We start from the raw sequence: 25257 nt of genomic DNA, 5'->3' as shown, positions 1-25257 counted from the left end.
AGATCCACCGTTGGGGCAGCAGGCCCAGGTGCTGGGCCAAACACGTCAGCCGCCCGCTCCAGCAGCAGCCGCTTCCAGTCTGCAATCTGGCTGGGGTGTACTTCGTACTGCTGAGCCAGTTCAGCGACGGTGCGCTCGCCGCGCACCGCCTCCAGCGCGACTTTGGCTTTGAAGGTAGCACTGTGCTTGCGTCTTGATTTGATGGTCATAGATTTCTCCAGATTCGGCCTGCTGTCAGGCCATTTTTACGGGAAGAAATCTCGCTTAGCCAACTGTTCAAAAAACCGGGGCCACTTCTCTGGCCCTGCAATGGGTGGAGCGCGCCAAGCAGATCGAGCCTCTGGGCCAGGTACAGATTGCCCAGGCCAGCCAGCGCAATGAGCTGCTGCTAGAAAACGGCGACGTGATACGCATACCGCGCAAGGACGGTCTGGTGCTGGTCAGCGGCGAAGTGCTGTTCCCCAATGCCGTGGCCTTTGACGGCAGTTTGAGCCTCAAGGAATACATAGACCGCGCCGGCGGCTTTACCCAGCTGGCCGACAACGCGCGCGTGGTCGTGGCCCACCGCGATGGCGGCTTTGAGCAGGTAAATACCGAAAAGCTGTTTGCGAATGCCTCCATCAAGGCTGGCGACCAGATTCTGGTGCTGCCCAAGGTGGACGAGAAAAAGCGCCAGTTCTGGAAGGACATGACGCAAATCATTTATCAAATCGCCATTAGTGCGAAGGTTGTTTTTGGACTCTAAGTATCTTAGGAAAATTCATGCCAATAAAAAAATATATTATTAACCATGTCATGAGTAAAGATATTGACAGTGGTATATTTTCCGCGATTCTAAGTTATTTTAAAAAATATAGTCCAGACTGGATAGAACATATTGAGAGTACTTTACCAATAAATAATGCCGATATATATCATTACCATCGCCCTCATCTTGAAACCAAACTTAAAGAGAATTCTGTCTGCACAGTTCATCATGATTTAAATGATTTAGATATATGGCATTCCAGACAAAGATTCATTCCAAGATACAATGAATCTTCAGCGGTTATTTGTCTTAATAGTACTCAAAAAGAAATTCTAAAAATTGATGAGGGGTTAAAAGAGGACAAGCTATATATCGTCCCCCATGGCTACAACAATGAGGTTCTTAGGAGAACCACGAAAACAAGAGATTCAACCAAAAAATTCACCATCGGTATTGCATCGCGCCGCTATGGAAGGCGGGTTAAAGGGGAAGCCTACCTCTCCGAGTTGGTAAAGCGTCTTGACCCTGACATTATTAAATTTGTTTTAGTTGGACAGGATCGAAGCATCGATGCTGTTGATTTTCGTAGTTTAGGTTTTGAGGTTGATGTTTTCGAAAGGCTACCTTACAGAATTTTTCAGGGATTTTACAGCGAGATTGACGCACTTCTTATGTGCAGCAGCCATGAAGGTGGCCCCGCAAATATTCCCGAGGCCCTTGCCACTGGAACACCTGTTTTCTCAACTCCGATAGGAATGTCTTTAGATTTCATAAAACATGAAGAAAATGGATTATTCTTAACTCTAGATCCAGATGAAGATGCAGAATTGATTGAAAAAAATGCTAAAAATATAGACTTATTCAGAGTTATTGAAAGCAAATGCCAAGAATATTCATCAAATATTCCGACATGGCGCGATTCAATTTTCGGAAATTTGAAAATTTACTCAAAAATAATTGAAAAAAATATCCTAACTCCAACCTATATAGAAGAAAATCCAAGCCTATTGAACGAAAAGGAAAATCTGGAGGTCATCTATGGCTAAAAAGTATTCCATTTTAATACCTGATGATCTTCATATTAATCAACGAAACTTTCCCTCTTTTTATAAGTTCATTGAAAAATCTGGATCATCTGTAAGATTTATTAAGGAGCGACGGGATTGGATCACTCTTTATGGGAATTATGAATCAAAGTCAGCCGACTTAAACGAACGAACTCGAGTCTTATCACATCTATCTCCTGATATTTTATTTAAATACTCCATAAGGGGAGTTAATTTATTTAAAGTATCTCGAGCAGAAGCTTTATCCAGAGTTGCTTGCCAAGAGGAATGGTACTCATCCTCATATCCCCAAACACGGCAAGATATTTTTTTAAAAATCTTAGAAGAAAATAAGCCTATTCTCATGCAATGTATGGCTGCAGCATGGGACTGGATAGATTTTTGGGGAAAGACGCTTCTCGATGAAAAACCTTTTACACATTGCTGTGTTTTTTCAGGATCATTGATATATCAAAGATCATTAATCGAAATTCTGCGCTATACGCCAACTAAGGTTATGGTAATGGAGTCATTGTTTACCGGAAATGACTATTACTGCGAGGAAAAGTATGAGCCAATAGCTAATAATTGTGACATTCGTCATCAGGCGGTATTTAAGTCACTTTCATCCGATCTTAACGCAAACGAAATGGACAAAGATCGAATGAAGGCTATAAACAAAGTAATTCTTGCAAAAAATAAAAATGTCGAACAACCTACCTCTGGCGAAGAAATAATTTTCATCTACCCAGGGGAGGTCGTCACAATTTTTGGACAAGTTATTAATGATTTCTCTTTATTGGAATATAAAAATATTGGATTATCGTCAATTCATTTTTATAAAGACATAATACTAGAAATAATTAATAACAACATGAATGTCGTCTTCAAATCTCATCCATGGGAAGAGAAGAAGGTCAATGTCAATTCTAAATTGACTTTAAACATATTAAATGAATTTATTAAAAATTTGCCAGAAGAAAAGCAGGCTAGAGTAAAAATTATAGATAATTACCCAATAGAAAAATTATTCTCCATTTCTAATTGCGTTGTAGGGCTCAACTCACAAAGTCTCATTGAAGCAGCCTTTAATGGTTTAAAGGTTGCTCAGTTTGGGAATGCTTTTTTTGGTAAAAAAGGATTCACTCACGATTACGACCCACATTCATACAAGAAATTTGTCGCGGATCTTTCATCAAAAAAAATATCTGGCATGCTGCATTTGGATGAATATCGTTTGTTCGAGGAGTTCTTACGTAGACTCCTCCAAGGGCAATTAGTTTCTATTCATGATTCTGGTGTTGCAAAGTTAGACGCAATATTTTCATCGCCCACCACAATAGGACTTTCAAAAAAAATATCACCGGCAATAAAATCCAATCCAATTTCGAGTCCGCCAAATACTGTAGCTAAGCCTTTCACGCCTGAAGTTAAAGATATAAAAGACATAAAAGAGAAATTAACAGTCATTAATGAAAAAGCAAATATACCGCCGATTAGTACATTAGAAAAAAAATCGACATTCCATAAGAAAATAAAAAAAATGATAACCCATCCTAGAAAATTTTTTGCGGACTCCAAAAATAGCTCTATAAGGGCTCTAAGGCATTTTTTCAAGCCATAGTTAATCATGATAAATGCCTACAGCCCCATTGATCTCAGAAAGATAACTCTAGCACATGGAGGGGATGCATCAGTTACAAAATACTCATCTTCAGAGAAAACTGATTTTTCTATTAAATCATTTAATTTTTATCAAGATTCTGATCTAAAATTTTCAGGCTTAGAAGATATTTTCACAGCAGGATATTCGACACCTGAAGTATATTTATCTTTTTTAAAAAACTGTACGATAGGCCCAAGATTAACTGGGTTCACCCGTTATTGGCCTATGTTTTACGATAGTTTTTACGTATGGAACTTTATGAGTTCTGCCGCAAAACAGTCATACGAAAAAAATGGAATTTTTAAAAAAATAAATGATACGATATATTGGGATAAAGATCAGTTTCCATCATTGAAAATCCCTGGATTAAGTGTATGGTTTTATCCTTTTGGAAATTTAGATCATTTTTTAAGAGAATGCCTCCCAGCAATTATTCTCTTAAAAGAAGCTGGCATTGATTTTTCTAAAATTAACTTTGTCTGCTCAGAAATTAGCCATAATTTTTCATCATTTCTCATTGATATTGGTATCCCTGCCGAGTCTATTATTATTACAGGTAACAGATGGATTGAATGTGAGGAAATCATCATTCCATGCTTTGGGTCTTTTGGTCATCTTCATACTCCAAGTAAATACTACATAAAGGCCCTCTCCGAAATTCTTGAAAGAACAAAGAGCAATAAATCACTATTTAATTACGATAAAGTTTATGTTTCTCGTCGTAGAGCAAAAATGAGACGAGTTTTAAATGAAGAAACTATCTATTCTGGCTTAGAGAACAGAGGATTTCATATAGTTGACCCAGGCGATTATTCAATCAAAGATCAAATAAATATTTTTCGGAATACCTCTTGTGTGGTTGGGCCTCATGGCATGGGAGTTGCAAACTACGGTTTCTCTCTCGAAGGGGCATTGTTAATGGAAATAATGCAATCTAACTGTCCAAGAGTTTCATATTTCAGGACAGCTCAACTAAAATCCGGAAAATATTCCGCTTATTGGGTAAACCCTATTCCTCTCAAGTTCTGTCTAGAAAATGACAGTTTTGGAGACATATTAATTGATTCAAAAAATTTCTTTGCAGCATTAGATGAATTTCAATTTATCAAATGAAAATTTCTTCTCCATTTTCGGAGGAGTTAATGTTCTAGAGAATAGGGATTTTGCATTGAAATGCGCAGAGCACTACGTAAAAATCACAACCAAACTAGGTATACCCTACGTCTTCAAAGCCAGCTTCGATAAAGCCAACCGCTCTTCCATCCACTCCTACCGTGGCCCCGGAATGGAAGAAGGACTGCGTATTTTTGAGGCAGTCAAAAAGGAATTCGGCGTTCCGGTGATTACCGATATTCACGAGCCCTGGCAGGCCGCGCCTGTGGCCGAGGTGGTGGATATTCTTCAGCTGCCGGCCTTTCTGGCGCGCCAGACCGATCTGGTCGTGGCCATGGCCAAGACGGGCAAACCGATCAATATCAAAAAGCCCCAGTTTCTGAGTCCCTCCCAGGTTGCCAATATCGTGGAGAAATTCAAGGAAGCCGGCAACGATCAGCTCATGCTGTGCGATCGCGGCACCTGCTTTGGCTATGACAACCTGGTCGTCGACATGCTGGGCTTTGGTGTGATGAAAAAAGTCACGGGCAATCTGCCCATTATTTTTGACGTGACGCATGCACTGCAGCAACGCGACCCGATGGCTGGAGCCTCCGGTGGGCGCCGCCAGCAAATTGTGGAACTGGCCCGCGCAGGTATGGCCACGGGCATTGCAGGCCTGTTCCTGGAGGCCCACCCCGACCCTAGCCAGGCCAAGTGCGACGGCCCCAGCGCCCTGCCGCTGGACAAGCTGGAGCCCTTTCTCACACAGATGAAGGCCATAGACGATCTGGTGAAGTCTTTCCCCCCATTGCAAATCGACTGACAGCCCGGCGTTGACATGAAAGCACTGCTTCAGCAAGACCACGCGGAGTCACCCATGGTGGCGATCGTCATTCCCGCTCGATACGGCTCCACCCGGCTTCCGGGCAAACCTCTGGCCGATATTTGTGGCAAGCCCATGATCCAGCATGTGTATGAGAGAGCCTGCGAAGTTGCTGCAGCACAGCTTGTGCTGGTTGCAACCGATGACGAACGCGTGGCACAGGCCGTGCAAGGCTTTGGCGGACGCTGTGTGATGACATCGGCCCATCATCCATCGGGAACAGACAGGCTGGCCGAAGTCATGCAGCAGGTGCCGGCCGACATCTATCTCAATCTGCAGGGAGACGAGCCGCTGGTGCGCCCGCAGGATGTGCAACGCCTGGCCGAGGGCATGCTGGCCGCCCCCGACGTAGCCGTAGGAACGCTATGCCATGCCATCGATGCACAGGAAGCACTCAACCCCAACGCGGTCAAGGTAGTGCTGGCGGATAACGGCGATGCACTGTATTTCAGCCGGTCGCCCATCCCCTATCCACGCGACGCGGCCGAAGCCAGCTATCTCAAGCATGTGGGTGTTTATGCCTATCGCCGCGAAGTATTGCAGCGCTATGCCCGGTTGCCGCAACCCATGACGGAGAGGGCCGAGAAGCTGGGGCAATTGCGCCTGATGGCAGCGGGCCTTAAGTTGCGCGCCTATGTCGTAAAACCTACGGGCCCGGGCGTGGACACGCCCGAATGCCTTGAGCGCGTACGCGCCCTGATGGCCGGCCAGCAGCCCGGGCAACTGCCCTCACTTGCGAACATAAGACTGCTCATCACCGACGTAGATGGCGTCCTCACGGACGGAGGCCTTTTCTACGACGCGACGGGCGAATGCATGAAGCGCTTCCATGTGCGTGACGGCCTTGGCATGAAATTGCTGATGGAAAGCGGCATACAGGTAGCCGTACTTTCGGGCCGCGACTCCGCAACCCTGCGCAAGCGTGTCGCGGATCTGGGCATCGAGCTTTCGATGTTCGGTGTCAAGGACAAGGCTGCCGCCTGCCACGAGCTGATGGCCCAGGCCCGATCCACTCCCGAACAAACGGCCTGCATTGGCGACGACAGCATAGACCTGCCGGCTTTTTCAGCCTGCGGCCTGAGCTATGCCGTGCCCGAAGCCCCCAGCTATGTGCGCAACGCAGCCACTGCTGTCCTGTCAACGCCAGGGGGCCAAGGCGCGTTTCGAGAACTGGCCGATGCGATCTTGCAAGCGCAAGGCAAGCAAGAGCTGCTGGGCTCCGCCCGGGGCTACGCCGCAGTCATGACACGCATGGCGCAATAGACTTGAAGTGATGTTGACATGAAGCAAGAGCAATCCCAGGAGGTGCTCGCCACCGCACGCGAAACGATAGAGATCCAGATCAAGGCGTTGCAACTGATGCACGAGCGTCTGGATAAGTGCTTTGACACCGCAGTGGAAATCGTCATGGGCATGCGTGGCCGCGTGGTGGTTGTGGGCATGGGCAAATCGGGCATCATCGGCCAGAAGATCGCGGCCACCATGGCCTCCACAGGTACGCCGGCTTTTTTTGTGCATCCTGGCGAGGCGTTCCACGGTGACCTTGGCATGATCCGGTCCGGCGATGTGGCCTTGCTGATATCCAACTCCGGCGAAACCGAGGAGATCCTGCGAATACTGCCCTTTTTGCAGTATCAGCAAAACAAGATCATTTCCCTGACAGGCAACATGCAGTCCACTCTGGCCCAGAACTCGCATGTGGCCCTGGATGTCGGGGTCGAGCGTGAGGCCTGCAAGAACAATCTGGCGCCGACCAGCTCCACCACCACGACCTTGGTCATGGGCGATGCACTCGCCGTGGCATTGACCGTCAAGCGCGACTTCCAGCCCGAGGACTTTGCCCGCTTTCACCCCGGCGGCAGCCTGGGGCGCAGGCTGCTGACGCGTGTGCGCGATGTCATGGACAAAGGTCCACTACCCACCTGCACGCCCGGTGCGGCGTTTAGGGATGTGATCAACGCCATTACCTATGGGCGTCTGGGGCTGGCGCTGGTCATGGAGCAAGACCAGCTGTGCGGCATCATTACTGACGGCGATGTGCGCCGGGCTTTTGAGGCACAGGATGAAGTCAAGCACTTGTGTGCCCACCAGATCATGTCCGCCCGACCTTTGACGATTCCTGCCGACACCCGCTTTGCGGAGGCAGAGATCTATATGAAGGAAAAAAAGGTGGGGGCCTTGGTCGTTGAAGATGCAGGCAAGGTTGTAGGCGTGCTGCAGATCTTCGGCCTCAAAAATGCACCTCCAGCCATCTGAGCGCTGCCTCGGAATTTTCTCCAGGGGCATACTCAAGCTGCCATTTCTGTCAGCGCTGATCGGCAGTGCCACGGTACACGTCCACTCTTGGAGCCCTCCCCGCACCAGTGCCATCGCAGGCTGGGGGCTGCGCCCCAGTACCCGGTCAGCCCGCTCGTATGCCTTGAGGCATGGCTTGCCTTATGTGGCACTGGAGGATGGTTTCTTGCGCTCCTTCGGCTCAGGCGATCGCTTTCCTCCGCTATCGCTTATCGTGGACAAGCAAGGTGTTTACTACGACAGCACCCAGCCAAGCGCTTTGGAGCATTTGCTCGAAAGCAATACAGCCCTGGTTACCAAGGCCACAGCTGCAGCCATGACCAAGCTGCAAGCTTTGCAGCTGAGCAAATACAACCATGCGCCAGCACTGGCACAAGAGGCCCTGCGCCCCAATGACAGGCAGCGTGTCCTGGTCATTGACCAGACTGCAGGTGACTTGAGCGTTGCACTGGGTGGTGCCACGGCCCAGACCTTTGCGGCCATGCTGGCCGCTGCACTGGACGAAAACCCCGAAGCCACGATCTACGTCAAGACCCACCCCGAGGTCAGCTCGGGGCGCAAACGCGGCTATCTCACGCATGTACAGGCGGATGCGCGCATCGCGGTGCTGCGCGAAGTCATCAATCCACAGGACTTGATTGCGCATATGGACAAGGTCTATGTGGTGACCTCGGGCATGGGCTTTGAGGCGCTGCTCGCAGGCAAGCCCGTGAGTTGCTTTGGTCTGCCCTGGTATGCGGGCTGGGGAACCACGGATGACCGGCAGGCAAATGCCAGCGTCCTGACCCGCCGCACGCGCAAGCGCTCTGTAGATGAGCTATTCGCTGCAGCCTATCTGCACTACACGCACTATCTGGATCCGGTCACGCATGAGCGTGGCGATATCTTCGATGTCATGGACTGGCTGGCCCGCCAGCGCGAGATAAGCCAGCGCTTTGCGGAGCGCATGATATGCGTGGGCTTCAGGCGCTGGAAGGCTTTCAACCTGCGGCCCATGCTGTCCCTCTTTCCTGACAAAGTGCACTTTGTGCCCGATGCAGCAGCAGCAGCAAGGCTCAAGCCCCAGGGCCAGGACTGCCTGGTGTTCTGGGGCGCAGCTCCTCCCGAAGGGCTGAGAAGTCTTGCCGAACAATGCCATGTGCGGCTGCTGCGTATGGAAGATGGCTTTGTGCGCTCGGTAGGGCTGGGCTCGGACCTGATTGCCCCCCAGTCTTTCGTGCTCGATGCCAGCGGTATTTACTTTGATGCAAGCGGCCCCAGCGACCTGGAGCATTTGCTCAATACCCGGTATTTCGATGCGCTTGATCTTGAGCGGGCGCGCAAGGTACGAGCCTTCATCGTGGAGCATGGGATTACCAAGTACAACCAGGAGCCGCGCGAGCCTGTGGACTGGCCCAACAAAGGCCGCCAGGTCGTGCTAGTACCGGGTCAGGTGGAAGACGATGCCTCCATTCGCTTTGGCAGTCCCGAGGTACAGACCAATCTGGATTTGTTGCGTGCAGCACGCTCCAGTCACCCCGATGCCTTCATCGTTTTCAAGCCTCATCCCGATGTGCAATCGGGCAATCGCAAGGGGCGTCTGGCTCTGAGCGAGATCTTGTGCTTTGCTGATCATGTAGAAACCCGATCATCAGTGACCAGTTGCATAGCCGCCTGCGATACGGTGCACACCATGACCTCGCTCACGGGCTTTGATGCTCTTTTGCGTGAAAAGAAAGTAGTGGTTCATGGTCTACCTTTTTACGCAGGCTGGGGCCTGACCGAGGATAGGCTGCAGCCTCAGAGGCGGCTGCGAAGTCTGACTCTGGATGAGCTTGTGGCAGGGGCTTTATTACATTACCCGCTTTACTGGGACCCTGATCTCAAGGGCTATACAAGCTGCGAGGCTGTTCTTCACCGCATTCTGGAGCAACGCAACGCGCTGGAAGCCAAGGGGCGTATGGCCAAGCTACGCTCCGGCTTTCTAAGACGCCAGCTACGCAAAGCCCGTGTGCTGCTCATCTCCTTGTTGCACAAGCAGTAACGCCATGCCATCAGCCCTCCTCATCTTCGGCTTGTGGGACAAGCACATGCTGCTGTTGCTGGCAGGGTGTGCTTGGAGCCGCCACAGTCCAGGAGGAGGGCAATGAGGCAGGCAAGCATGGCCGGCGCTCCCATTCTTCAGCGCCTGGGCACACGACAGCGCGTGCTTTTGCTCCAAGGGCCCATGGGCCCTTTCTTCGAGCATCTTGCCGTGTTCCTGCAGGAGCACGGCAAGCAGGTACTCAAGGTCAACTTCAACGCCGGTGACGAGTGGTTTTACCGCCAGCCCAATGCCATCGCCTTCAAGGGTGCGCCCAGCGAATGGACGGGGTTCTTCGAGCAGTTGCTGATTCAGCACAGAATCGATGCCGTCGTGCTGTTTGGCGACTGCCGCGGTTACCACCGCTCGGCCGTGGTGCGCGCCAAGCTGCGTGGCGTAGAGGTCTTTGTATTCGAAGAGGGCTATGTGCGCCCCAGCTATGTGACTTTTGAGAGAGGCGGGGTCAACGCGTTCTCTGCGGCCATGCATGTGGCCCTGGACAATGCCAGGCCACCGCCCGCCGAGCACAAAAAGTTCAGCAATCCGTTTGCCAAGATGGCCTGGTTTTCGGCCCAGTACTATCTACAGGCTCGCCTGGGCCGCAAGCGTTTCGAGCTGTACCGCCACCACAAGCCTTTTGACCTCTACCCCGAGGCCTGGTACTGGCTGCGTGCGGGTCTGCGCAAGCAGTGGTATCGCTTCAGCGAATCCGGTATCGGGCAACGGCTGGTGCATGAAAAGCGCAAGCAGTTCTTTCTCGTACCGCTGCAGGTCTTCAACGACAGCCAGGTGCGCGAGCACAGCGACTATCGCAGCGTGCGCGACTTCATTGCCGAAGTCATGCGCTCGTTTGCGCGCTCGGCTCCTGCCGATGTCCTGCTGGTCATCAAGCAGCATCCCATGGACCGCGGCCACAAGAACTACCGCCAGCAGATAGCGCATCTGACCCAGGCCCTGGGCCTGGGCGAGCGCGTGCTCTACATCCATGACCAGTATCTGCCCTCACTGCTCAAGGCGGCTCTTGGCACGGTGGTGATCAACAGCACCGTGGGCCTGTCTTCGCTGTTTCATGGCACGCCGGTCAAGACCATGGGCCGGGCCATTTATGCCTTGCCCGGGCTGGCTTTCGAGGGCGATCTGGATGCGTTCTGGCACCAGCCCAAGGCGCCCGCCAAGGCCCTGGTGCAGCAGTTTCGCAATTGTCTGGTACAGCGCACCCAGGTTGCGGGGTCGTTTTACTCGGGAAAGCGCCTGGCCCTCCATGAGCCCGCTTCCGTGATACCCGCCCCCCCGGCCAAGGTCGGCACTCCAGGCGCTGCACCGCGCAGTCCCGGGCCTGCGGCATCCCAATTGCCCGGGCAAAAGCCTGCAGGGCCCGAACGCGGCGTGATACCCGAGCCTGCGCACGATCTCGAAAAAAACGAGAACTGAGCCGACTCAAGCGCCCTGAACGCCGTGCCCTGCCATGCCCGATGCGCAAAAGCGCGCATCCAGCCAGTCTCCAAGTCTTTGCCACACGGGGTCGGCAAGCTCCGGGCTTTCGTTGAACAGCTCATGGTAGGCCCCGCCAAAGCACTGGGACTGGAGCTGATCGGCCGGCGCATGCGCGGCAAACAGGCGGCTGCCTTCGGGATCGACAAGCCTGTCCTCACCCGCCCAGAGCAGCAGACTGGGCACGCACCAATGGCGCGCACGGGACTGGACCTGGGCGCCGCCTTCGGCCAGAAACTGCCCGAGGCGGGCGCTGATGCTGTCATGGCACAGGGAGTCGGCTCTGTAGGCCGCACAGACGGCGGGGTCATGCGACAGGTAGTCGACCTGCAAGCCATTGGCCACGCGCAGATTGGGAATGATCTGCGGCAGTACGGACAGCATCAGCTTTTGCACCGGGCTCAGGTGGATGGCCAGCGCGGGCGAGGAGAGCACCAGGGCATCGACGCTGCGCATGCCCTTGGCCACGAACAGCGCCGCCACCAGGCCGCCCATGCTGTGGCCCAGCAGCACCAGGGGCTGGCCGCGCGGCATGCGCGAGCGCGTGTCGTCGATCACAAAGGCCAGGTCGTCCAGCAGGCGCGTGTCACTGCTCAGGCCGCCGCGCGGTCCGTCGGACAGGCCGTGGCCGTATTGGTCGTAGCTGCGTGCGGCGAAGCCCCATTCGTTCAGATGGCGAGCCGCCAGCGCATAGCGGCCGCCATGCTCGCCCAGGCCGTGGACCATCAAAACCGTGGCCCTGGCCGGCAGCGAAGAGCGCTGGGGCCAGTCATGCAGTACCAGGCGGCTGCCATCGGGCGCGGCCAGTTGGCTGATCTGCGCGGCATCGCTGATGATTTGCTCGGACATGGCTTTCTCCTTGGCTTCATTATGCAAATCGCATCACAGGCCAGAGCCTGCCCATGCAGTTCACCACCATGGAGCAGCAGAGCGTCTGCGTCAATCTCGCTTGCACGGTCCGGCCAGGCTGTGTTTGTCCGGCCGGCGGCTCCATGGCTCATGCCTCGAAACTATCAAAAACATAGCTTGTGGCGCTTGCTGGACAAGCGCTACAAGCGTTTTTCATATGAATCATCGGCCTGGGCCGCTGCGCTCAAGCCGTCTGCTCTGCTGGCTGGCTGGCCATGGCCGCCATCACCTGGGCCACGGCGGCCGTGAGCTTTTTGGCGTAGGGCACATGCAGGAACTCGTTGGGGCCGTGGGCATTGCTCTTGGGGCCCAGCACGCCGCAGACCATCATCTGCGCCTTGGGAAAGCCCTGGCTCAGCATGTTCATCAAGGGGATGGTTCCGCCCTGGCCGATGTAGCCGCAGGAGGTGCCGAAATGCGCCTGGCTGGCCGTGTTCAAGGCGTTTTCGAACCAGGCGTCCATGGGCGGCGCATTCCAGCCGCTGGCGCCCGACAGGCCCTCCCATGTGACGCGCGCCTGGTAGGGGGCGTTGTCCTCGAGCAGTGCCTTCATCTGCTGTACGCAGGCAGCTGCATCGACCAGGGGCGGCAGGCGCAGGCTGAGCTTGAAGGCGGTGTAGGGGCGCAGCACATTGCCCGCGTTCTGCAGCGAGGGCAGGCCTTCGGCGCCGGTCACGCTGAGCGTGGGCTCCCAGGTGCGCTTGACCAGGGCCTGCACGGGATCGGTGGTCGTGGGCAGGGCGAACAGCGTGGAGCCGCCGCAGTCGTAATGCGCCCAGGGAAAGCGCGCATAGGCGTCCTCGCCCAGAATCGCGGCCGTGGCGCGTATCTGCTCCATGCGTTCGGCCGGCACTTCGCAGTGAAAGCCTGCGGGCAGCAGGCGCCCGGTCTGGCTGTCCTCCAGCCGGTCCAGCACCTGGCGCAGTATGCGAAACGACGAGGGCACGACGCCCGAGGCATCGCCCGAGTGCACGCCTTCGGTGAGGATCTCCACCTTGAGCGTGCCGCTGGCCATGCCGCGCAGGCTGGTGGTCAGCCACAGCTGGTCGTAGTTGCCGGCGCCGCTGTCCAGGCAGATCACCAGGCCGACCTCGCCCAGGCGCGCGCGCAGCGCATCCACATAGGGCAGCAGGTCGCGCGAGCCGCTTTCCTCGCAGGTCTCGATCAGACCCACGATGCGCGGATGCGCCAACCCCTGGCGCTTGAGCTCCTGCACGGCAGCCACGCTCGCATAGACCGCATAGCCGTCATCGGCGCCGCCACGGCCGTAGAGCTTGCCGTCCTCGTACTTGGGCGTCCACGGCCCCAGATCGCTGCGCCAGCCATCGAACTCGGGCTGCTTGTCCAGGTGGCCGTACATCAGCACCGTGGGGCTGGAGGCAGCCTTGGCCTGGGTGCCATCGACCTCGAAGAACAGCACCGGCGTGCGGCCCGGCAGGCGCACGATCTCCAGCCGCAGGCCTTCGACCTTTTGCGCCTCGACCCACTCGGCCGCATTGCGCAGCACGGTTTCCAGATGGCCTTGCTGCTCCCAGTCGGGTGCAAACATCGGGGATTTGGCGGGGATGGTGATGTAGTTTCTGAGCTCGGGGACGATGTCCTGGTCCCACTTCTGGCTGAGCCGGCTCAAGGCCTCCTGTGAATCCAGAACCTGGGCGGCAAGCGGTGCATTCATGGTGTGTTCTCCTCGGGGCAGCAGGGCCAGCCCCAGATACCGGCCATTGTGCAGGATGGCGGCCTTTATCCGGCCTGCATGGGCTTGCAAGTCTGAGCCCGCAGGCCATGACGCAGCCGCCTGTGGGAGCACAGGCGAGCGCGTGCAACAGGCGCTGGCAAGAAAGTGAGCTGCAAGCGCTTCTTGTACAAGGTTTTCAGCATGAAAACCACTTGAAACTCAACACTATCAAGCGGTAACAGCTCTTTTTTTGGTAGCTCAACGCCCGCCCCGGATCCGCCTCGCGGCCCGGCTGCGGGCCCGGGGATCAGGTGTTTTCAAAGTGGAACACTGCCGTTCCCGCCAACAGGTTCGGCAGGCAGCGCACGATCTGACCGTTGTGCAGGCCGAACGAGTCGAGAATGCGCAACCGGTTCTTGGTCGCCAGCACCTCGAAATCCTTGTAGGTACCCACGCGGATATTGGGTGTGTCGTACCACTGGTAGGGCAGACGGCGCGTGACCGGCATGCGCCCGCGCAGCACGGAAAGACGATTCGGCCAGTGCGCAAAATTGGGAAAGGCGACCATGCCCGAGCGGCCTATGCGCGCCGTCTCGCGCAGCATGACCTCGGCATTGCGCAGATGCGGCAAGGTGTCGATCTGCAGCACCACGTCGAAGCTGTTGTCGTCGAAGATGGCCAGCCCGTCCTCCAGGTTGAGCTGCAGCACGTTCACGCCACGGCGCACGCAGGCCAGCACATTGGCGTCGTCCCTCTCCACGCCATAGCCCGTACAGCCGCGCTCGCGCTGCAGGTACGACAGCAGCGCACCGTCGCCGCAGCCCAGGTCGAGCACGCGCGAGCCCGCAGGAACCAGACGCGCGATGGTCTGCATGGTGGTCAGCTCGCTCATGCGGCCTCCTTGCTGTTCAGATTGAGTTCGATGCCATCGAAGTAGGAGCGCATCACGCCCATGTAGCGCGCGTCGTCGAGCAAAAAGGCATCGTGGCCGTGAGGCGCGTCGATTTCGGCATAGCTCACGTCGCGGTTGTTTTCCAGCAGGGACTTGACGATCTCGCGGCTGCGCGCAGGCGCAAAGCGCCAGTCCGTGGTGAAGCTCACCAGCAGAAAGCTCGCACGGGCCTGGGCCAGGGCCTGGGTCAGATTCCCGTCATGCGCGCGCGCGGGGTCGAAGTAGTCCAGCGCACGCGTGATCAGCAAATAGGTGTTGGCATCGAAGTAGTTGCTGAACTTCTCGCCCTGGTAGCGCAGATAGCTTTCGATCTGGAACTCGACATCCTGGGTGGAGTACAGATAGTCGCGCAGACCCTGCGCCACATCCCCGGGCTGCGGATCTGCGCCAGGGGGGAGCTCTGGAGCCCGCAGGCTGCGGCCGAACTTCTGGTTCATCACATCGTCCGAGAGGTAAGTGATGTGGCCGATCATGCGCGCAATGCGCAGGCCGCGCGCGGGCACCACGCCATGCTCGTAGAAGTGGCCGCCATGAAAGTCGGGGTCGGTGACGATGGCGCGGCGCGCAACCTCGTTGAACGCAATGTTCTCGGCATTCAGATTGGGCGCACTGGCCACGACCACCGCATGCCGCATGCGCTGGGGATAGCGCAGCGTCCAGCTCAAGGCCTGCATGCCGCCGAGGCTGCCGCCCAGCACGGCTGCGAGCTGGTCCACGCCCAGGCGGTCAAGCAGCCTGGCCTGGGCATCGACCCAGTCCTCCACCGTGACCACGGGAAAATCCGCACCGTAGATCCGGCCCGTCTCAGGATCGGGATGCATGGGGCCCGTGGAGCCAAAGCAGGAGCCCAGGTTGTTCACCCCGATCACGAAGAACTTGTTCGTATCCACGGGCTTGCCCGGGCCGATCATGTTGTCCCACCAGCCCTGACTCTTGGGCTGGCCCTCGTAGACACCGGCCACATGGTGGGAGGCGTTGAGCGCATGGCAGACCAGCACGGCATTGCTTTTGTCCGCATTGAGCTGGCCATACGTCTCGTAGGCAAGGTCATAGCTGCGGATCGAGCCCCCACCCTGCAGCGGCAGGGGCTCGTCGAAATGCATGGATTGGGGTGTGACGATGAAGGACATGAAAAAACCCGGCATCGCTAAAAACGAGGCCGGGTTCGCGGGGGTCGTCTTTAGCTGGATTTATAAAGCGCCCGCAAGCTCAAGCAAATCGGCGCGTAAGCGGCCATTATGCCAAAACGCCCGTCCCCGGCAGGAACAGCGCCAGCAGGCCCAGAACCAGAAAGATCAGCGCCGAGATCACATGCACCGCACGTATCGGCACGCGCTTGACCAACTTGTCGCCCAGCCAGACCACGGGCGCATTGGCCAGCATCATGCCCAGCGTGGTGCCGGCCACCACCCACAGATAGGCGCTGTACTTGGCGGCCAGCATGACCGTGACGATCTGCGTCTTGTCGCCCATCTCCGCCAGAAAGAACACCACCAGCGTGGTGCCGAAGACACCCCAGCGCGAATGCTTGTCCAGCTCCTCCTCATCATCGAGCTTGTCAGGAATCAGCATCCAGCCTGCCATGGCGATGAAGGACAGACCCAGGATCCAGCGCATGGTGCTCTCACCCAGATGACTGGTGACCCATGCCCCGAGTGCACCTGCCAGTGCATGGTTGACCAGCGTCGCCACCAAAATGCCAAAAACAATGGGCCAGGGTTTGCGAAAACGGGCGGCCAGCACCAGCGCCAGCAACTGGGTCTTATCACCCATTTCAGCCAGGGCAACAACAGAGGTGGAGATCAGGAACGCTTCCATGGTGGGATGTAATCCGGCCGGATAGAGCGCACATTGACCACGCACCAACTCCGGCCTTTAAGGTCGGTGCGCAGTCAATGGTCTCGCCCGGTCACGCCCAGCATTGCGCTGCGCGCCGCATGCGCCATAGGCCTGGTGGCCCAAGTTTGTTGACGCATGCATTCGCAGCCATTGGCTGCGAACGGCCTACTCCCCAAAGACAGTAGGCCGCGATCATAACAGTTCGCCATCCAAGTCCGATGCGCCATGGAATATGCTTATGCATTGGCGCAAGGACAGGGTAATCACGGGGACTTTTGTGTTGTGACGAACATGAATTTTTGCCAATTGGTAACAGAATCACAAAACTTCTGCCACATAATGCTGGAGCGTCCATTTTGAACTTGGGTTCAGGTGGAAGCGAGTGCGTTTGCGTCTCTAACGTTGTCATCTGTTGACTCCCTAGGGCTCCATCGCGTTTATCAGTTTTTTCAGGAGTCCTCTGTGGGCAACAAACTTTACGTCGGCAACCTGCCGTACACCTTCCGCGACAACGATCTGGAGCAGGCCTTCAGCGAATTCGGCGCCGTTAACAGCGCCAAGGTGATGATGGAGCGCGACACCGGCCGTTCCAAGGGTTTTGGCTTTGTGGAAATGGGCAGCGATGCCGAAGCACAAGCCGCTATTCAGGGCCTGCACGGCCAAAACCGTGGCGGCCGTGATCTGGTCGTCAACGAAGCTCGTCCCATGGAGCCCCGCCCTCCCCGTAGCGGTGGCTTTGGCGGCGGCTTCGGCGGCGGCGGTGGTGGTTACGGCGGTGGCAACCGCGAAGGTGGCTTTGGTGGCGGCCGTCGCAGCTACTAATCACTCGGGTTAATACCTGAAAAAAGAGGCCTTAAAGGCCTCTTTTTTGTTTCTATTCGTTGTTCATTCGCGATTTGGAGTATATATTTTTTCTTTTTTTCTGCCTCATAATCCTATTTCGAACAAATCAGTTCGATCGCGAAGTGTTTAGGAAAGTTTGTCAAATTCTTTCAAAAAGGGAATTTGCTGGATCTGAATCCTGAAGCCAAGCGCTTAATCAAAGGAGTTGAGGAGTTTTCAATGGGTAATAAGCTTTACGTCGGCAACCTTCCCTACGGTGTGCGTGACAACGACTTGGAGCAGGTATTCAGCCAGTACGGTGCCGTGACAAGCGCCCGCGTGATGATGGAGCGTGACACCGGACGCTCCAAAGGCTTTGGCTTCGTCGAGATGTCCAGCGAGACAGAGGCACAGGCCGCCATACAGGGCATGAACGGGCAGCCTTTGGGCGGCCGCAGCCTGGTGGTCAATGAGGCCCGTCCCATGGAGCCCCGGCCGCCGCGCTCGGGCGGCTTTGGTGGAGGGTTTCGCAGCGAAGGCGGCTACAGCCGTGACTCCGGCTTTGGCGGCAACCGTGGAGACGGCAATGGCGGTCGTAATGACAGTGGTTTCCGCAGCCCTTATGGCTCGGGACCGCGCGGAGGCAACCGTGGAGGATGGGGTAATAATAACCACAGTGAATAAGCTCGCGGCTTACCGCCCAACGCATCATCTCTGATTCAAAATAAAAAGCTCTCTTTCGAGAGCTTTTTTATATATTCACGCCAACTTATATTGCTGAATTAATAACCTTTTGCATTTCATTAGAAAAACATTCAGTCCAAGGTTTCCAAATGTCGATTTTTTCGCGTTCTATTTTCCAGCGCAAGGTCGAGCAACGCATTTGGAATGATCTTCATCAGCCTGCCAACCCAGGCCATCTGCCATGGAACGATGGCGTAACTGCGAGAGCTTTGAATCAAATGCCAGGCCTTTTCCGCAAAGGCCTCTGGAGAAAGCAAAAACGGCATGGCGTATTGGTTACTCTTGGTAAGTTGCGTATCAACATAACCAGGCAACAAGGTAAGCACACTGACTCCTGTTCCACGCAACTCGCCGCGCAGGCTTTCGCAATAGGCAATGGCCGCAGCCTTGCTGGAGCAATAGGCTGCATGACCAGGCAAGCCGCGCAGTCCGGCCACGCTGGCCACGCCAACCATGCGGCCGCTGCCACGCTTGCGCATGGGTTCGATGAAGGGGTGGAAGGTCGCAGCCACGCCCAATACGTTGACCTGCAGCACCTGCTGCATCACGTCCAGATCCTCACGCCGCGCCGTATCCACGCCCCAGCTCACGCCCGCATTGGCCACGACCAGATCGGGCAGGCCTTGCTGCTGCATGCAGCTTTGGGCAGCAGCGATGATGCTCTCGGTATCGGCCACATCGGCTTCGTAGATCGCATAGCGGCTCGCATCCAGGCCTTGCTCGGCCGCCCACTGCGCCATGCTCGCTCCACGCCGGGCCACCATGGCCAGCGACCAGCCCGCCTGATAGCAGCGCAGTGCCAGAGCCTGGCCTATGCCGCTGGACGCTCCGGTGATGAAGGCCAGCGGTGCTGGCCCGAGTTCGGGAAACGCATTCATCTCATCCCCTGGGTTAAAGCCCCGGACGCCACGGGCTTGCGGCACTCATTGGGCCTTGGATGGCGCAGGCTGGATGACGCCGCGCACCCGGCCCTTCATCTGCATGACCTGATCCAGGTTGTCATATTCGAGATTGTCGGCCGTGAACCTGTCAGCCCCCCGTGTCAGCACCACGGGTTGATTGGAGCGCACACGCTCTTCGTTGGGCCAGGCATGCAGAAACTCGCCTTCGAACTGCATCTGGGGCAAGGCCTTGCCCGCGGCCGAAGTAAAGGCCTGGCGCGTGACCACAGCATTGCCGAACAACTGCACCTCGGAGCCGTCACCATTGCTGAGCGCGCGCTTGGCACGGCCATTGGTGATGCGGCCGTCCGGCGCAACTGTGTGCATGCGCGCATCATCTATTTCCAAGGTGTCGGTATCAGGATAGTGGCGCGCCATGCTGCCTTCGAGCTGGCTTTTGAGCCGACCCGTGACATCGAAGCTCTTGATGGAGAAGTCCTTCATGAAGTAATCAGGCTCATGCACCGGAGCTTTTTCAGGCCCGCTTGCCACCGGCTGAGGCGCACTGCGCACCAGCCACCAACTGCCCAGGGCCAGCAGGCCCATGAGCAACACGGGCAGGTAAATCGATAAGCGGTCCGCAACCCTGCGCCAGGATGGCTTCATGACGCGTATTCAGCCAGCAACCCGGCATAGGCGCCACGCGCGGCCAGCAATAGGTCGCAAAGCTGGCGCACGGCTCCCTGCCCGCCACAGCGCGACGTCATCCAGTGGGCCGCAGCCAGTACCTCTTCATGGGCATTGGCCGGAGCGCAGGCAAAGCGTGCACGCCGCAGCACCGGCAGGTCCGGCCAGTCATCGCCCATGGCCGCTGCCTGACTCCAGTCCAAGCCAAGCGCTTGGAGCATGGCCTGGGCCGCAGGAAGCTTGTCCTCCGTCCCGAACGTCGCATGCACGATGCCCAGGTTGTGCAGCCTCAGGCGCAAGGCCGGGGAATCGCGCCCCGTGATCACGGCCGGAGTGATGCCGGCCTTTTGCAGCAGCTTGAGCCCATGGCCATCAAGCGTGTTGAAGCGCTTGAGCTGCTCGCCCTCGCCCGAGAACAACAGGCCGCCATCGGTGAGCACGCCATCGACATCAAAAAACACCACGCCCACATCCTGGGCCTGCAGCAGCAGTTGCGCATCCCAGTTCTGAACCGGCACTAAGGAAGATAAACGCATATTCAGTCATCCATGGCATGAAACTGGCGCGGCCAAGCCCGGGACCGCCCCGCAAAGGCACTGGCGCGCCGCGAGGAGATCGTGAACACGCTCTAAGCGACTCAGGGAGTGTCGTCCCATCTCAAATCACCTTGGCTCGCATGAGATCGCGAACATGGACCAGGCCCTGCAGGCGGCGCTGCACATCGGTGACGAGCACGGCCGTGATGCCGTACTCCTCCATCATGCGGGCCGCATCCACGGCCAGGGCATCGGGACCAATGGTGCGCGGGTTCGCATGCATCACGTCACCGGCCAGAAGTGCGCGCAAGTCCATGCCCGCCTCCACGCAGCGGCGCAGATCGCCGTCGGTGAACACACCCTGCAGCAAGCCAGCCCCGTCGACCACGGCCGAGCAGCCCAGGCCCTTGGCACTCATCTCGCGCATCAGCGCCAGGCAGCCTGTTGCGGGCTCGACCTGGGGCAGGTCTGCGCCGCTGCGCATCACATCGCGCACATGGGTGAGCAACTTGCGCCCTAGCGAGCCCCCGGGATGGGAGCGCGCAAAATCCTCGGCCGCAAAGCCACGCGCATCGAGCAAGGCCACGGCCAGCGCATCGCCCATGGCCATCTGCGCCGTGGTGCTGGCCGTAGGGGCCAGATTGAGGGGACAGGCCTCGCGCTCGACCCGGGTATCCAGCACCCAGTCCGCATGGCGGGCCAGTGTGGAATTCAGGCCGCCGGTCATGGCTACCAGCGGAATGCCCTGGCGCTTGACCGCAGGCAGCACGGCCGTGAGCTCGTCGGTCTCGCCGCTATTGGACAAGGCCAGCAGCAGATCGGCCCTGGTCAACATGCCGAGATCGCCGTGGCCAGCTTCGGCCGGATGCACAAAAAAGGCCGGCGTACCCGTGGAAGCCAGCGTTGCCGCGACCTTGCGCCCCACATGGCCGCTCTTGCCCATGCCCATTACGATCACCCGCCCCGAGAGCTGCAAAATGCGCTGCACCACCTGAGTGAACGCACCGTTCATGCGCTCGGACATGGTGTTCAGGGCTTGGGCTTCAATCTCCAGGGTATGGCGCGCCAGGCTCAAAGTCCGGCTCGCATCCAGCGTTGTGGCGGCATTGGAATTCATCCCCCGGATTCTAGAGCCAGTCCCTTGTTCACCCGGGGCAAGCCAGGGCATGGAGCCGGCCTACAAGCCGCTTGCAAGCCCTGCGGCCCTGAAGACAGGCCCCTGGGTACACTGGCAGCCTTTTGTCTGATTTTGCGTTTGCCATGCACACCACCACCAGCGTCAGCGACTTTCTGCGCTCTCATATACGCACCGTCCCCGACTGGCCGACTCCCGGCGTGCAGTTTCGCGATATCACCCCCCTGTTGCAGGATCCCCGGGTGTTTCGCGTCATGACCGATGCCTTCGTGCACCGCTACATGCAGTCCGCACTGCGCCCCGATGTGGTGGCAGGCCTGGATGCACGCGGCTTCATCCTGGGCGCCGTGGTCGCCCACGAGCTCAACCTGGGATTCGTGCCCATACGCAAGAAAGGCAAGCTGCCGTTCACCACGGTGGAAGAAACCTACGAACTTGAATACGGCAGTGCCACGGTGGAGCTGCATACCGATGCGGTCAAGCCCGGCGACCGGGTGCTGCTCATAGACGATTTGATCGCCACGGGCGGCACCATGATGGCCGGCAAGAAGCTGCTCGAAAAGCTGGGCGCCGTTGTCGTGGAAGGCGCAGCCATCGTCGACCTGCCCGAGCTCGGCGGCTCCCAGCACCTGCGTGCCAGCGGCCTGGAGCTGTTCACACTGGTGGACTTCGCGGGTCATTGAACACGCGCAAAGCGCCTATGCCCGGTGATTGCACGCCGGGTTGCTCGCTGGGTTATGCGTCCTAGTGCAGCTCGCCGAACTGGGTCATGCCCAGCTCCAGATGGGTGTTCTCGCCCGACGATGCATGCCGTATCGACGACCTGCTGCCCGGTCCCAGCAAGGGCCTGCTGCGCTCCATGGGCGGCAGGGACGCCGCCAGCTTGAAAGCCTGCATCTCCTCGGCGCTGACGGGCTCGAACGGCTCCAGGGCCTCGTCCCCGGGCTTCGGAGCCTGGCCCTGGGCTATGCCGGCCGGCCCTGGTCTTGCGGGCTGCTCGGCCAGTTGCTCGCTGATGCGCCAGTAGACCGATGTCACCGCCACATTCAGCCGGCTCTGCGCCGTCTGGACGAGAAGGTTCTCGATGGCACGCAGCCGCAAGGCCTGCTCGCCGTAGCTCGGGGCCACATCGACCATGAGCACGAAGCGCTGCCCCACCTTGTCCAGAGAAAGAACCTTGAACTTGTAGCCTGCGGACAGCACGCCGGCGCGCACCATGACGTTGCGCACCACCAGATAAAGCTGCTCGCGGCGCTCGGAGCGCTGGCTGCGCACCGCAGCTTGAGGACGCAAGCCTTCAGCAGCCTGCTGCGCCAGCGGGTGCGGCTTGCCGGTAAGCCGGTTCAACCAGCCAAACAAAGACATGGGAGCCTTTAAATTCACAAAAAGTCACAAATAAAACGTATTGTGCCTTTATCCCCAGCTCCCCAGGGGTTGAACCCATGTCCTGACGCAAAAAATCAGGTACTGGCCACGCGCCGGCTTCTATCCACGGCGCGGCGTGCCAGAACCTGGCCCGCCATCATGGCCACGTTCAAGGCCAGGGCCGGCAGGCGGTTGCCCAGTTCGGCAAAGCGCATGGCCGTGAGGCACCAGAGCCGGCCTGCGGATGCAGCCTGCACGGTGGCGCGCCGGGGGCGGTGGGCAAAGAACGCGCCTTCGCCGACGATGGCGCCGGGCCCGACCATGGCCAGCCGTATGCGCTCCTTGCTGTCCTGGTAGTGCACGCTGAAGCTGCCCGACTCGATGAAGTAGAGGCTGCGATCCTCGGCTCCCTGGGCGAACAGGACTTCGCCGGCCGCCAGGTTCACGGGCAACAGATAGGGGGCCAGCAAGGTCCATTGCTGGGCAGTCAGCGGTGTCTGCACGCCATCCACGGCGACGGCCGAGGTCACGGCCGCACTCAGGCGGCTCAAATCGTTGTCGGAGGCAAAAGACATGAAAGTCCTGGACGAATAGCTTCTTGACCAAGCCGCGCTCAGGCGGCCAACAGGAACGCGGCACACCGCGGCCCGCGCATGCTAAGCCAGAGTCAGGATGGAACCAAGGCTTTGTCCCGCTTCCGAATCAGCAAATTTTGTCGCGCAAGATAGCACGTCTATGCTGCTGAACGTGCTTTTCCCGAGCAAGTCATGCAAGGACTCACTAGTCCTGCCTCACTTGCCGATGCAAAAGCTCGAGAAGATCACCCCCAGCAAATCATCGGAGCTGAACTCGCCCGTGATGCTGTTGAGCGAGATCTGGGCCAGGCGCAGTTCCTCGGCCAGCAGGTCCAGGTGCGCGGCCCGGGCCTGGAGCTGGGTTTCGGCCTCCTGCAGATGCGCGCTCACGGCCTGCAGGGCCTCGACATGGCGTGCGCGCGCGAGGTAAAGCCCCTCGGGCGCGGACTGCCAGCCCGCGACTTCGAGCAGGCGTCGGCGCAACGCATCCAGGCCCTCGCCCGTGCGCGCCGACAGCGCCAGGCCCGGGTCCTGGGCTGCGGCCTGGTCGGTCTTGTTCCAGACATGGATCACCGGCACCTGGGCCGGCAGGGTCTGGGCCAGGCTTGCGGCAATCGCTGCATCGCCGGCCTGATAGTCGGCCTCGTCGTGGCGCGTGAGGTCGTGCAGGAACAGCACGGCATCGGCGGCCGCGATCTCGTCCCAGGCGCGCGCAATGCCGATGCGCTCGACCTCGTCGCTGCTCTCGCGCAGCCCTGCCGTGTCGATCACGTGCAGGGGCACGCCCTCGATCTGTATGGTTTGCTGCACCTTGTCGCGCGTGGTGCCCGCAATGGGAGTGACGATGGCCAGCTCGGCCCCGGCCAGCGCATTGAGCAGCGAGCTCTTGCCCGCATTCGGCTGGCCGGCGATCACCACCTTGATGCCTTCGCGCAGCAGCGCGCCCTGGTGGGCACGCTCCAGCACCTGGGCCAGTTGGGCATGCAGGCGGGTGAGCTGGCCTGCGGCGTCGGCCTTCTGCAGAAAGTCGATTTCCTCCTCGGGAAAGTCCAGCGTGGCCTCGACCAGCATGCGCAAGTGCACGAGCGCATCGCGCAGGCCGTGAATTTCCTCGGAGAACGCGCCCGACAGGGAGCGGCTGGCGCTGCGTGCCGCGGCCTCGGTGCTGGCGTCGATCAGGTCGGCAATCGCCTCGGCCTGGGCCAGGTCGATCTTGTCGTTCAGAAAAGCGCGCTCGGTGAATTCGCCCGGCTGGGCCAGGCGCAGCGCGGGCAGCAGGGCCTGGCCGCCCTCGCCCGGAGCCTGGGCCGCCTCCAGACAGCGTGCCAGCAGCAGTTGCAGCACCACGGGGCCGCCATGGGCCTGGAGCTCCAGCACGTCCTCGCCCGTATAGCTGTGCGGGCCGGGAAAGAACAAGGCCAGGCCATGGTCTATGGGCGCGCCCCTGGCGTCCTTGAAGGGCAGATAGCTGGCTTCGCGCGGCCTGAGCTCGCGCCCGCACAGGGCTTGCACCAGCGGCCCCAGACCCTTGCCCGAGACCCGCACAATGCCCACGGCTCCGCGCCCCGGTGCGGTGGCAATGGCGGCGATGGGCTGGTGATGGCGAGACAACATGGCAAGGCCTTGAAAGGGGAGAGAGATGCAGGCCGCGATGATAGCCGCCATGCCTGCAGCGGCCTGGCCGTGGGGAAAAGAACGCTCGCTTTATAAGAGCTGCTACCACTCTCCACATAACGATCTCAGATGGAAATCATCTTGAAATCCGTATAGGGCTTGCGCTAGCAGCTATGTTTCATCCATCTCTCCCAACAGCCGGGCACAAAAAAGCCCGCATCTGCGGGCTTGGGATTC

The 25257-nt window shown here is 57.8% G+C and carries 24 protein-coding genes, 2 pseudogenes and 1 riboswitch; of the genes and pseudogenes, 13 read left to right on the top strand and 13 right to left on the bottom strand.

Features of this window, described 5'->3' with window-relative positions; translation table 11 throughout:
• Positions 1-209: transposase (locus G486_RS0115000; RefSeq protein ID WP_027016023.1), on the bottom strand; the 209-nt coding region annotated here is incomplete at its 3' end.
• Positions 210-295: 86 nt separating this feature from the next.
• Between G486_RS0115000 and G486_RS0114995 the strand changes: the two are divergent.
• The 10 genes and pseudogenes from G486_RS0114995 to G486_RS22465 form a co-directional block, all read left to right on the top strand.
• Positions 296-745: pseudogene (locus G486_RS0114995) on the top strand (SLBB domain-containing protein); the annotation flags it as partial.
• A gap of 17 nt (positions 746-762) precedes the next feature.
• Positions 763-1794, top strand: a complete 1032-nt coding sequence (locus G486_RS23660; RefSeq protein ID WP_084455327.1) for a glycosyltransferase family 4 protein — start codon at positions 763-765, stop codon at positions 1792-1794.
• Positions 1787-3418 carry a capsular polysaccharide export protein, LipB/KpsS family gene (locus tag G486_RS23655; RefSeq protein ID WP_084455324.1) on the top strand — a complete coding sequence of 544 codons (1632 nt, stop codon included), beginning with the start codon at positions 1787-1789 and terminating at the stop codon, positions 3416-3418. The genes G486_RS23660 and G486_RS23655 overlap by 8 nt, the downstream gene beginning before the upstream one ends.
• A gap of 6 nt (positions 3419-3424) precedes the next feature.
• The gene (locus tag G486_RS23650) at positions 3425-4573 is read left to right on the top strand and encodes a glycosyltransferase family 61 protein (RefSeq protein ID WP_084455322.1); all 1149 of its coding nucleotides are present in this window, start codon (positions 3425-3427) and stop codon (positions 4571-4573) included.
• Entirely contained in the window at positions 4551-5378 is an 828-nt protein-coding gene (gene kdsA, locus G486_RS0114985; protein WP_027016275.1) for a 3-deoxy-8-phosphooctulonate synthase, read from the top strand. Before G486_RS23650 ends, kdsA begins: the two co-directional genes overlap by 23 nt.
• A gap of 15 nt (positions 5379-5393) precedes the next feature.
• Positions 5394-6137: pseudogene (gene kdsB / locus G486_RS24840) on the top strand (3-deoxy-manno-octulosonate cytidylyltransferase); the annotation flags it as partial.
• Positions 6138-6701 carry an HAD-IIIA family hydrolase gene (locus tag G486_RS24835; RefSeq protein WP_034387884.1) on the top strand — a complete coding sequence of 188 codons (564 nt, stop codon included), beginning with the start codon at positions 6138-6140 and terminating at the stop codon, positions 6699-6701.
• 18 nt (positions 6702-6719) lie between these two features.
• Positions 6720-7694 carry a KpsF/GutQ family sugar-phosphate isomerase gene (locus G486_RS0114970; RefSeq protein ID WP_027016274.1) on the top strand — a complete coding sequence of 325 codons (975 nt, stop codon included), beginning with the start codon at positions 6720-6722 and terminating at the stop codon, positions 7692-7694.
• On the top strand, positions 7675-9756 hold the full coding sequence (locus G486_RS0114965) for a capsular polysaccharide biosynthesis protein (protein ID WP_027016273.1): 2082 nt from the start codon (positions 7675-7677) through the stop codon (positions 9754-9756). Before G486_RS0114970 ends, G486_RS0114965 begins: the two co-directional genes overlap by 20 nt.
• Positions 9757-9858: 102 nt before the next feature.
• On the top strand, positions 9859-11226 hold the full coding sequence (locus G486_RS22465; RefSeq protein ID WP_051303566.1) for a capsule biosynthesis protein: 1368 nt from the start codon (positions 9859-9861) through the stop codon (positions 11224-11226).
• Between the two features lie 6 nt (positions 11227-11232).
• On the opposite strand, the gene G486_RS22460 is transcribed toward G486_RS22465, so the two are convergent.
• From G486_RS22460 to G486_RS0114935, 5 genes are all read right to left on the bottom strand, one after another.
• Complete coding sequence (locus tag G486_RS22460) at positions 11233-12135, bottom strand: alpha/beta hydrolase (RefSeq protein WP_051303564.1); 903 nt, start codon at positions 12133-12135, stop codon at positions 11233-11235.
• 244 nt (positions 12136-12379) lie between these two features.
• Positions 12380-13870, bottom strand: coding sequence for a M20 family metallopeptidase (locus tag G486_RS0114950; protein ID WP_027016272.1), 1491 nt, complete (start codon positions 13868-13870; stop codon positions 12380-12382).
• A 307-nt stretch (positions 13871-14177) separates the two neighbouring features.
• Positions 14178-14762 (bottom strand): methionine biosynthesis protein MetW, encoded by a 585-nt coding sequence (gene metW, locus G486_RS0114945; RefSeq protein ID WP_027016271.1) that lies wholly within the window; start codon positions 14760-14762, stop codon positions 14178-14180.
• Positions 14759-15952, bottom strand: coding sequence for a homoserine O-succinyltransferase MetX (gene metX / locus G486_RS0114940; protein ID WP_027016270.1), 1194 nt, complete (start codon positions 15950-15952; stop codon positions 14759-14761). Before metX ends, metW begins: the two co-directional genes overlap by 4 nt.
• Positions 15953-16058: 106 nt before the next feature.
• Positions 16059-16640 (bottom strand): TMEM165/GDT1 family protein, encoded by a 582-nt coding sequence (locus G486_RS0114935; RefSeq protein WP_027016269.1) that lies wholly within the window; start codon positions 16638-16640, stop codon positions 16059-16061.
• 24 nt (positions 16641-16664) lie between these two features.
• Positions 16665-16847: riboswitch (yybP-ykoY riboswitch) on the bottom strand.
• 276 nt (positions 16848-17123) lie between these two features.
• Here G486_RS0114935 and G486_RS0114930 point away from each other — a divergent pair.
• Positions 17124-17483 (top strand): RNA recognition motif domain-containing protein, encoded by a 360-nt coding sequence (locus G486_RS0114930; RefSeq protein WP_027016268.1) that lies wholly within the window; start codon positions 17124-17126, stop codon positions 17481-17483.
• 240 nt (positions 17484-17723) lie between these two features.
• Complete coding sequence (locus G486_RS0114925; protein WP_027016267.1) at positions 17724-18167, top strand: RNA recognition motif domain-containing protein; 444 nt, start codon at positions 17724-17726, stop codon at positions 18165-18167.
• Between the two features lie 131 nt (positions 18168-18298).
• Here G486_RS0114925 and G486_RS0114920 read toward each other — a convergent pair whose 3' ends face one another.
• From G486_RS0114920 to G486_RS0114905, 4 genes are all read right to left on the bottom strand, one after another.
• Positions 18299-19105 carry an SDR family oxidoreductase gene (locus G486_RS0114920; RefSeq protein ID WP_027016266.1) on the bottom strand — a complete coding sequence of 269 codons (807 nt, stop codon included), beginning with the start codon at positions 19103-19105 and terminating at the stop codon, positions 18299-18301.
• A 45-nt stretch (positions 19106-19150) separates the two neighbouring features.
• Positions 19151-19774 (bottom strand): LPS export ABC transporter periplasmic protein LptC, encoded by a 624-nt coding sequence (gene lptC, locus G486_RS0114915; RefSeq protein ID WP_027016265.1) that lies wholly within the window; start codon positions 19772-19774, stop codon positions 19151-19153.
• Positions 19771-20331 (bottom strand): KdsC family phosphatase, encoded by a 561-nt coding sequence (locus G486_RS0114910; protein ID WP_027016264.1) that lies wholly within the window; start codon positions 20329-20331, stop codon positions 19771-19773. Before G486_RS0114910 ends, lptC begins: the two co-directional genes overlap by 4 nt.
• Positions 20332-20452: 121 nt before the next feature.
• Positions 20453-21448, bottom strand: coding sequence for a KpsF/GutQ family sugar-phosphate isomerase (locus G486_RS0114905; RefSeq protein WP_027016263.1), 996 nt, complete (start codon positions 21446-21448; stop codon positions 20453-20455).
• 143 nt (positions 21449-21591) lie between these two features.
• On the opposite strand from G486_RS0114905, the gene G486_RS0114900 reads away from it, so the two are divergent.
• Positions 21592-22149: an adenine phosphoribosyltransferase gene (locus G486_RS0114900; protein ID WP_027016262.1), complete on the top strand. Its 558-nt coding sequence runs from the start codon at positions 21592-21594 to the stop codon at positions 22147-22149.
• A gap of 61 nt (positions 22150-22210) precedes the next feature.
• Here G486_RS0114900 and G486_RS0114895 read toward each other — a convergent pair whose 3' ends face one another.
• From G486_RS0114895 to mnmE, 3 genes are all read right to left on the bottom strand, one after another.
• A complete protein-coding gene (locus tag G486_RS0114895) occupies positions 22211-22831 on the bottom strand; it encodes a hypothetical protein (protein ID WP_027016261.1) in 621 nt (206 codons plus the stop codon).
• Between the two features lie 95 nt (positions 22832-22926).
• A complete protein-coding gene (locus tag G486_RS0114890) occupies positions 22927-23406 on the bottom strand; it encodes a Crp/Fnr family transcriptional regulator (protein ID WP_027016260.1) in 480 nt (159 codons plus the stop codon).
• A gap of 216 nt (positions 23407-23622) precedes the next feature.
• Complete coding sequence (gene mnmE, locus G486_RS0114885) at positions 23623-25020, bottom strand: tRNA uridine-5-carboxymethylaminomethyl(34) synthesis GTPase MnmE (protein ID WP_027016259.1); 1398 nt, start codon at positions 25018-25020, stop codon at positions 23623-23625.
• Positions 25021-25257: the final 237 nt, after the last annotated feature.

It is taken from the genome of Comamonas composti DSM 21721 (assembly GCF_000429845.1).
Taxonomy (GTDB): domain Bacteria; phylum Pseudomonadota; class Gammaproteobacteria; order Burkholderiales; family Burkholderiaceae_C; genus Comamonas; species Comamonas composti.
This window is presented reverse-complemented; position numbering and strand designations above follow the sequence as displayed.

Excerpts from the sequence above, each read along its gene's own strand:
- G486_RS0114910 (WP_027016264.1), bottom strand. The coding sequence starts at position 20,331 with ATGCGTTTATCTTCCTTAGTGCCGGTTCAGAACTGGGATGCGCAACTG.
- G486_RS0114965 (WP_027016273.1), top strand. The coding sequence starts at position 7,675 with ATGCACCTCCAGCCATCTGAGCGCTGCCTCGGAATTTTCTCCAGGGGC.
- G486_RS0114920 (WP_027016266.1), bottom strand. The coding sequence starts at position 19,105 with ATGAATGCGTTTCCCGAACTCGGGCCAGCACCGCTGGCCTTCATCACC.
- mnmE (WP_027016259.1), bottom strand. The coding sequence starts at position 25,020 with ATGTTGTCTCGCCATCACCAGCCCATCGCCGCCATTGCCACCGCACCG.
- metX (WP_027016270.1), bottom strand. The coding sequence starts at position 15,952 with ATGTCCTTCATCGTCACACCCCAATCCATGCATTTCGACGAGCCCCTG.
- metW (WP_027016271.1), bottom strand. The coding sequence starts at position 14,762 with ATGAGCGAGCTGACCACCATGCAGACCATCGCGCGTCTGGTTCCTGCG.
- G486_RS0114950 (WP_027016272.1), bottom strand. The coding sequence starts at position 13,870 with ATGAATGCACCGCTTGCCGCCCAGGTTCTGGATTCACAGGAGGCCTTG.
- G486_RS0114925 (WP_027016267.1), top strand. The coding sequence starts at position 17,724 with ATGGGTAATAAGCTTTACGTCGGCAACCTTCCCTACGGTGTGCGTGAC.
- G486_RS22465 (WP_051303566.1), top strand. The coding sequence starts at position 9,859 with ATGAGGCAGGCAAGCATGGCCGGCGCTCCCATTCTTCAGCGCCTGGGC.
- G486_RS23660 (WP_084455327.1), top strand. The coding sequence starts at position 763 with ATGCCAATAAAAAAATATATTATTAACCATGTCATGAGTAAAGATATT.
- G486_RS23650 (WP_084455322.1), top strand. The coding sequence starts at position 3,425 with ATGATAAATGCCTACAGCCCCATTGATCTCAGAAAGATAACTCTAGCA.
- G486_RS0114890 (WP_027016260.1), bottom strand. The coding sequence starts at position 23,406 with ATGTCTTTTGCCTCCGACAACGATTTGAGCCGCCTGAGTGCGGCCGTG.
- G486_RS0114900 (WP_027016262.1), top strand. The coding sequence starts at position 21,592 with ATGCACACCACCACCAGCGTCAGCGACTTTCTGCGCTCTCATATACGC.
- G486_RS22460 (WP_051303564.1), bottom strand. The coding sequence starts at position 12,135 with ATGTCCGAGCAAATCATCAGCGATGCCGCGCAGATCAGCCAACTGGCC.
- G486_RS0114935 (WP_027016269.1), bottom strand. The coding sequence starts at position 16,640 with ATGGAAGCGTTCCTGATCTCCACCTCTGTTGTTGCCCTGGCTGAAATG.
- G486_RS0114895 (WP_027016261.1), bottom strand. The coding sequence starts at position 22,831 with ATGTCTTTGTTTGGCTGGTTGAACCGGCTTACCGGCAAGCCGCACCCG.
- lptC (WP_027016265.1), bottom strand. The coding sequence starts at position 19,774 with ATGAAGCCATCCTGGCGCAGGGTTGCGGACCGCTTATCGATTTACCTG.
- G486_RS0114905 (WP_027016263.1), bottom strand. The coding sequence starts at position 21,448 with ATGAATTCCAATGCCGCCACAACGCTGGATGCGAGCCGGACTTTGAGC.
- G486_RS24835 (WP_034387884.1), top strand. The coding sequence starts at position 6,138 with ATGGCCGGCCAGCAGCCCGGGCAACTGCCCTCACTTGCGAACATAAGA.
- kdsA (WP_027016275.1), top strand. The coding sequence starts at position 4,551 with ATGAATTTCAATTTATCAAATGAAAATTTCTTCTCCATTTTCGGAGGA.
- G486_RS0114970 (WP_027016274.1), top strand. The coding sequence starts at position 6,720 with ATGAAGCAAGAGCAATCCCAGGAGGTGCTCGCCACCGCACGCGAAACG.
- G486_RS23655 (WP_084455324.1), top strand. The coding sequence starts at position 1,787 with ATGGCTAAAAAGTATTCCATTTTAATACCTGATGATCTTCATATTAAT.